Annotated in this window: 7 protein-coding genes; all 7 read left to right on the forward strand. The window is 54.3% G+C overall.

From position 1 onward, the window contains the following. Nucleotides 1-46: 46 nt before the first annotated feature. The 7 genes from murA to ispG all read left to right on the forward strand — a co-directional run bounded on the left by murA (nt 47) and on the right by ispG (nt 7075). Entirely contained in the window at nt 47-1315 is a 1269-nt protein-coding gene (murA, locus tag LBJ36_06655) for a UDP-N-acetylglucosamine 1-carboxyvinyltransferase (GenBank protein ID MDR1378719.1), read from the forward strand. Continuing rightward, nucleotides 1312-2220: a hypothetical protein gene (locus LBJ36_06660; GenBank protein ID MDR1378720.1), complete on the forward strand. Its 909-nt coding sequence runs from the start codon at nt 1312-1314 to the stop codon at nt 2218-2220. Before murA ends, LBJ36_06660 begins: the two co-directional genes overlap by 4 nt. A gap of 84 nt (nt 2221-2304) precedes the next feature. Next, nucleotides 2305-2925: a uracil-DNA glycosylase gene (locus LBJ36_06665; GenBank protein MDR1378721.1), complete on the forward strand. Its 621-nt coding sequence runs from the start codon at nt 2305-2307 to the stop codon at nt 2923-2925. Beyond that, complete coding sequence (locus tag LBJ36_06670; GenBank protein MDR1378722.1) at nt 2912-3727, forward strand: phosphatidate cytidylyltransferase; 816 nt, start codon at nt 2912-2914, stop codon at nt 3725-3727. Before LBJ36_06665 ends, LBJ36_06670 begins: the two co-directional genes overlap by 14 nt. Then, nucleotides 3724-4917, forward strand: a complete 1194-nt coding sequence (gene dxr / locus LBJ36_06675) for a 1-deoxy-D-xylulose-5-phosphate reductoisomerase (GenBank protein MDR1378723.1) — start codon at nt 3724-3726, stop codon at nt 4915-4917. The genes LBJ36_06670 and dxr overlap by 4 nt, the downstream gene beginning before the upstream one ends. A gap of 34 nt (nt 4918-4951) precedes the next feature. Then, entirely contained in the window at nt 4952-5998 is a 1047-nt protein-coding gene (gene rseP, locus LBJ36_06680) for an RIP metalloprotease RseP (GenBank protein ID MDR1378724.1), read from the forward strand. Nucleotides 5999-6004: 6 nt separating this feature from the next. After that, nucleotides 6005-7075, forward strand: coding sequence for a (E)-4-hydroxy-3-methylbut-2-enyl-diphosphate synthase (gene ispG / locus LBJ36_06685; GenBank protein ID MDR1378725.1), 1071 nt, complete (start codon nt 6005-6007; stop codon nt 7073-7075). Nucleotides 7076-7343 lie beyond the last annotated feature (268 nt).

Raw genomic sequence — 7343 nt, forward strand, 5'->3', positions numbered from 1 at the left:
ATGAAATGAGGACGACATGAGGACGGCATCGAGGAGCATGGAGTCTATGGATAAAATGAGAATGTCGGGAGGAATTCCCCTCAAGGGTAAAGTGAAAACACAGGGAGCCAAAAACGCGGCCTTGCCGGTGATGGCTTCCTGTTTACTTTTGAAAGGGCAGAAAATGGTCCTGGACAACGTCCCGAACCTGCAAGACGTAGAGACGATGATAGAATTACTAGCCATTCTGGGCGCCTCGGTGAGTAGGGAAGGAGGTAGGGTGATTTTTGACGTGCCCGAAACCGTTTCCTGGGAAGCCCCTGAGTCTCTGGTGCGTAAGATGAGGGCCTCGTCCCTAGTGTTGGGGCCGCTTCTGGCGCGGTGTGGACGCGCCATCCTGCCCTTGCCCGGAGGTTGTTCGATAGGAAGCCGCCCCATTGACCTTCACTTGAAGGGACTCGTGCAGATGGGCGCCAGAATCGAGATCAAGAACGGGTTCGTTCACGCTCAAGCCGATCATTTGAGAGGGCGACGAATTTATCTAGACTTTCCCTCGGTGGGGGCCACAGAGAACCTGATGATGGCCGCGGTTTTCGCCAAAGGCGAGACGATCGTCGAAAATACCGCCCGCGAGCCGGAAATCGAAAACCTTGCGGCAGTTCTGAGGAGCATGGGCGTCCAGGTCGATACCGAAGGCGTGGGATGTATCCGCGTGAAAGGTGTCTCCAACGTCCACGATTGCTGCGAGCGCGTCATTCCCGACAGGATAGAGGCCTGTACCTACCTCTTGGCCGGCATCATGACGGGAGGAGAGATCACGGTGGAAGACGTGATTCCCGATCACGTGGACGCGCTTCTGGCAAAACTGGAGGAGGCGGGAGCCTCTTTTTCGGTGGGGAAAAACTCTATCGCCGTCCACCCGGTGGGCAAACTCAAACCGGTTTCCCTCAAAACTATGCCCTTTCCTGGGTTCCCGACAGATTTACAACCCCAGATGGTGGCGGCCTTGACGCTATCCAGCGGAGTGAGCTTGGTGGAGGAAAGTGTATTTCAAGCTCGATTTTTATACGCCGCAGAGTTGAACCGCATGGGGGCGGATATCAATATCAAGGGAGATACCGCCGTCATCAAAGGGGTGAGAAACCTGAACGGCGCATTGGTGAGAGCCACGGATCTTCGTGCTGGAGCCGCGCTAATTCTGGCTGGACTGGCGGCCGAGGGCGAGACACGGGTGGAAAACATGGAGCATGTCCTTCGAGGCTATGAAGCCATCGACTTGAAGCTACGGTCCTTGGGGGCTGACGTCACTTTTGAACCGGACGCGCAATGGCAATGACCCACGAAACGGCCGAGCATTCCTGGGAAGCGACAGGGGAAGAATCGCGGGACAAAACAAGAGAAAAAGAGGAAATCGCCCTGCCAGACCTTTCCAACATTGAGGTCTTGGCCTTTGTGGGCGCCGCAGGTACGGGGAAAAGCCAAAGAGCCTCTCAGGTAGCCCGTCAGTACGGGATTGATTTCGTGATTGATGATGGTTTGCTCGTGGCTAAGGGACAGATCATGGCTGGGAAAAGCGCCAAATCAGAGAAAAACCTGGTGCGAGCCATTCGCCGGGCGCTATTCGAGTATCCACCCCACCGACTTGAAGTCGTTACTTTTTTGGCCTCCCACGCGCCCTGTAAGGTCATGGTCATCGCCACATCGAAACCCATGATGGAGAAGATTTTGAGTAAACTGGGCTTATCGTCCCCACAAAAGATCATCGATATCATGGAGGTAGCCTCCCGGGAGGAAATCGACAACGCCCTGAAAGAACGACGCGAAAAAAAACAGCACGTGGTCCCCGTCTCCCGTACTCAGATACAGAGGAATTTCGCCGGAAAACTCGTTAGTCAGTTGAAAGACCTTTTCAAGAGCAAGGATAGGCAGGACGAAACCCGCACAGTGGTTAAACCTCCCTTCAGTTTCGACGGTCGGGTGACGATCGAGAAAGAAGCCATCTTGGCCATGATTCGGCGTTTGTTGGTTATGGGAGACCATGTTCATCAGGTACACGAACTCACTCTGATTTCGGAGGGAGACGTTTTGAACATCAACTTGGTAGTGGATATCAAGCTCGGAGATAAAAACGCGCTCTATTTGGCCCGCCTTTTACAGAAAAAACTCAGCGTTGGGTTGAGTTTTTTCACGGGAATGGAGGTCAAAAAAGTCAATATACGCGTCAACGAGATTCTTTTATAATACCTCAAATATAATACCTCAAAATAGAACGGACGGAGAAATTGAGTGAAGACAGACAAAGTAGATAAATCGGTGGAAGATAAAATCAAAAACAGGTGCTCCGCCGCGTGGGCTACATTGAGAGAGCGGGTTCAAGCCTGCGACAAGTGCGGTCTGTGTCAAACGCGCGCTAATGTCGTCTTCGGCCAGGGGTTCGTCAATACCTCTTTGGTATTCGTGGGAGAGGGGCCCGGCGAGGACGAAGACATGCAAGGCCTGGCCTTTGTGGGCAGAGCGGGGCAACTTTTGACCCGGATCCTCTCGGCGGGTGGAATCTCCCGTGAAGACGTCTTCATCACCAACGTGGTGAAGTGCCGTCCACCCAACAACCGCACCCCCCTTCCAGAGGAAATGATGCGGTGCGGCGATTTCCTGGAGGCTCAACTTTTGCTGCTGCGCCCCAAAATTCTCGTCTGCCTTGGAGCTACGGCTACCAAGTGGATACTGAAGACGACTGAGGGGATTAGCGCTCTCCGAGGGCGCTGGGTCAAGTGGCGGGGACTGGATGTTTTTCCCATGTTTCACCCCAGTTACCTTCTGCGCGACGACTCCCGCAGGAAAGGAAGCCCCAAAGAGCTGACGTGGCAGGATATCCAAGTCCTAAAAGAGAGATTTGATCAATGTAATTTGATCAATGTAAAGGGAGCGGATCATGACGGGTTATAGCCGGAATCTCGTTCAGCGAATTCTCAGTGGGCTGGTGATCATGGGGGGGGTCTTGGGCGGAATCTACCAGGGCGGGTGGATGTGGATTCTGGTGGTGGCGGTGCTCGCGTTGTTGTCCTTGGTGGAATATTACCGGCTGCTGTCGACCCAAATTCGCCTTTCCCGAGGAATCGGCTACATCTCCGCGCTGGCCGTGATCCTTTCTTCGACCGAGGGGGTGCGGCCAGTGTCTATCGCTTTGATTCTCTCTCTGACAGTTTACGCGATCCTGATGGCGGAGATTGTTCGCCGCCAGATGTGGGGAACCAGTTTTGCCGTCTGGAACACCGGAGGAACGCTTTCGGGCATTTTGTTTATCGTCGTGCCGTGGACCTGCCTGATCTTATTGCACAACATGCCCACGGGACGCCTTTTACTCGTTTCCCTCTTCGCCTGTACTTGGAGCTGTGACGTGATGGCCTACCTGGTGGGCTCCATGTGGGGAAGAAGCCACTTGTGCGAAAACATCAGCCCTCACAAAACTTGGGAGGGTTTCATCGGCGGCATTTTGGGAAGCGTCCTGATGATCGCTTTCATCATCTTCATCCAGCAACAGCCGCCTTTTCCCCTCTTCTGGATCGGCTTTACCTGTAGCTTCGCCGGTCAGTTGGGAGATCTGGCCGAATCTTTGATCAAACGGGAAACGGGCGTAAAGGATACCGGCAAGCTGATTCCCGGACATGGAGGCGTTCTTGATCGCTTCGATAGCATTTTGATCAATGGTCTTTTGACGTACCTCCTTTTTGGGGTCATTCTGATATGAAAGCGGACGTGGAAAAACGAAAGCGCGTAGCGGTCGTCGGCGCGACCGGCAGCGTGGGATCGTCAGTCTTGGATGTCTGTCGGGGTCACAGGGATCGGCTAGAGGTCGTCGCCTTGGCCGCGGGGCAAAACGTGGAGAAATTGGCTTCCCTGGCAGCGGAGTTCGAAACCTCGAAGCTCTGCCTTGCCACGGAGGAAGCGGCTGAGAAAGTGACTACCGCTCTGTTTCCGAAAATCCCCCAAGGACAGATTCTTTCCGGAGCCCAGGGCCTGAAAGAACTGTCCCAGGACCCCGATATCGATCACGTGGTCTTCGCTTCGTCAGGAACAGCGGCCATTGAGGCCCTTCAGGTCGCGTTGAGGGAGGGCAAGGACATCTCCCTGGCGAACAAAGAAAGCGTCGTCGTGGCTGGGACGTGGGTTATGCCTTTAGTGCGCCGTCGTGATCAGCTTCGCCCCCTGGACAGTGAACACAACGCCATATGGCAGTGTCTTCAGGGAGAAAAAGAAAAACCGTATAAAATTTACCTCACGGCTTCAGGAGGACCTTTTCGCGAGCGAAGCCTCGAAGAACTGAAAAATGTCACGCCGGAGGAGGCGCTGAAGCATCCCGTGTGGAACATGGGGGCGAAGATCACCGTCGATAGCGCCACTTTGATGAATAAAGGCATCGAGCTGATCGAGGCAATGTTTTTGTTTGCTCTTGATCCTGACCAGGTGGAGGCGTTAATCTCTCCGGGGTCTTTCGCGCACGGGCTGGTGGAGTTCGAGGACGGTTTTGTCAAGATACTAGCGGGCGATCCTGACATGAGGCTTCCCGCGGCTTCTTGCCTCTTTTGGCCGGAGCGTTTGCCGCCCCGGCGCGGTTACCCTCGCTCAGAGCTGTCCGGCAAAGGGCTTTCTTTCAACTTGGCGGACGAAAAACGTTTTCCCGCGTTGCGGGTGGCAAAAGAGGCGTTGGCGAAGGGCGGCGCTTATCCAGCTCTCCTGGTAGGGGCCGACGAAGTGGCGGTGGATCGTTTCCTGAACAAGGACATCCCTTTCACGGCTATTGCCGAGGTTGTGGAGGAGACAATGGGTTCTTACCCCGGTTCAGCGCCTCGCTCTCTGGATGAGGCATTGGAGATTTTGGAGTGGGGACGGGGGCGTTGCGCCTCCATATGCGATAAGGTAAGTAACTACACAGCTTAAGGTAAAGTAAAAGGCAAAAAAGGAGATAAAAGTTATGATGAGTTTTATTTCGTTTGTGATCGTCATCGGAATTTGTGTTCTCGTTCACGAGTACGGGCATTACATAACGGCGCGGCTGTTGGGCGTCCAGGTCCATGAGTTCGCTTTTGGCATGGGGCCGGTGATCAAACAGGTGCGCCAACAAAAAGAAGCCCAGATGTTGTGGTCGTGGCGCCTTTTCCCGGTGGGAGGCTTTTGCCGCTTGGCCGGAATGGGAGAGGAAGCTGGCGACGAAACGGTGCTTCCTGGCAAAGGTTTCAATGAGCAGTTCGCTTGGAAACGTTTTTTCGTTCTGTTGAATGGGTCCCTCAGTAATATCGTTCTGGCCCTCCTTCTGACGGCGTTCTTCTTGTACGGCCACGGCGTCCTCAACATGAACGACACGAAGATCGGTACGCTGATGGAGGGATTCCCCGCCCAACAGGCCGGTTTTCAGGTGGGTGACCGCATCGTGGAGGTTAACGGACAGCCCGTTTCCGAGTGGCGCGAAATGTCCGATAGCCTTCGGGAGGCGGCGCGTCGGGGCGAGGTGATTTTCACGGTGGAGAGGAAAGCCCAAAGGCTGGAGATCAAAACCGACATTCCGTTTAATAGAGAACACGGGAACCCCATGTTGGGTATCACACCGGCTGTTGCTCGTTACACCGCTCTGGAAGCCGTGCGAAACGCCGCCGGCTACACTTGTGAGATGACCCTGTTGATGCTCTCTGGAATATGGGACTGGATTGCCCAGAAGCAAGAGGTGGACGTGACCGGCCCCATCGGGATCGCGTCAATGTCGGGCAAGGCCATGCGTGAGGGAGCCTGGAGCTTCATCACGTTTCTGGCCCTCATTAGCTTGAACCTGGGGCTTCTGAATCTCTTTCCCTTCCCTGCGCTGGATGGTGGGCGAATCATTTTTGTGCTTCTGGAGATGTTCCTTCACCGTCGCCTGCCGGAAAAAGTGGAGAACTGGATCCACACCGCGGGGTTCGTTTTCCTGATTTCATTGATGCTTTTCGTGACCTGGCAAGACATCTATAAACTTTTCTTCGCGGAATGAAGCGGAATGAAACGACAGGTAAAAATCGGGGCTCTTACCATTGGCGGTGGGTCCCCTGTTCGTGTGGAGAGTATGCTCAAAGCGCCGCTGTCTTCGAGGGAAAAGTGCCTCGAACAGTGTGAACGTCTTCTAAGCGAGGGGTGCGAATTGGCGCGAGTGGCTCTACCTGAAGCAGAGCTGACGGATTCCTTGGCCTGGCTTGCCCGGCATACGTCTTTGCCCCTGATGGCCGACATTCATTTTGACCCTGAGATCGCCGTGGCTGCCATAAGGGGGGGATGCTCCAGTATACGTATCAATCCCGGCAACATGCCGCTGCGTAAACTGACCGAAATGATCTGCGTAGCTAAAGATCTGGGAGTCGTCATCCGCATCGGGGCTAACGGGGGCTCTCTTTCGGCCCGCCACTGGAAGACCTCAGAAAGCAGTGCCTCTGGGGGTGACGCCCCTAAAGGTGATCGCGCCCAAGCGCTTTTTAGGGCGGTCAAAGAGCAGGCGGAATTGCTTTTGGAGCACGATTTTCAAGACATTGTCCTGTCCGCCAAAAGCTCGTCCGTGAGGGATACGGTGAGGGCCAATGTTTTCATTGCCCACGCTTACCCGGACCTGCCGTTACACATCGGAGTCACCGAGGCGGGGCCCGGCGACTCCGGCATCGTCAAAAGCACCGCGGGCATAGGGATCCTTCTGGGGCAGGGGATAGGAGACACCCTGCGCGTCTCTCTGACGGATGAGCCGGAGCGGGAGGTTCGCGTCGGCTACGAAATTTTGAAGGCTCTGGGGCTGCGCTCGCGCGGTGTCAATCTGATCTCGTGCCCGACCTGCGGACGTCGGAGGGCTGACGTGGCGAGCTTGGTGAAGTTGATTGAGCCCATGCTTCCCGGACTCCTGGACGGAATGACGGTAGCCGTCATGGGGTGTGAGGTCAACGGCCCCAAGGAGGCGAAAGAAGCACATTTAGGTATCGCAGGCACGCCCGTGGGTGCCGTGCTTTTCAAAGAAGGAACTGTGTTGGGAGAGTACCCTTTCGAGGACTTGCCCAAGGTTTTACCCTCTTTTTTCGGCGGTGAAAAATAGGAGCAGTGGAAAACTAGGAAAGGAAATTCGCTCCTCACCTACCCGATTCTTTTAGCATACTAATACCTACTCATAGCTAGTAGATACGTTTCGCATAGTATTCCGAAGACCATATGATCTAAGGAAAAGCTGAATCTCGCAAAGTTTATCCAAAAGTTTATCCAAAAGTTTATCCAAAGGATAAACGCTTTTTAATTATCGATATAACCTTGGTTTTCGGTTTTAATATCGATGTTTTCGTTGAATATTTTACGTTCGGAACTTCTCC

It is taken from the genome of Synergistaceae bacterium (assembly GCA_031267575.1).
Lineage (GTDB): Bacteria > Synergistota > Synergistia > Synergistales > Aminobacteriaceae > JAIRYN01.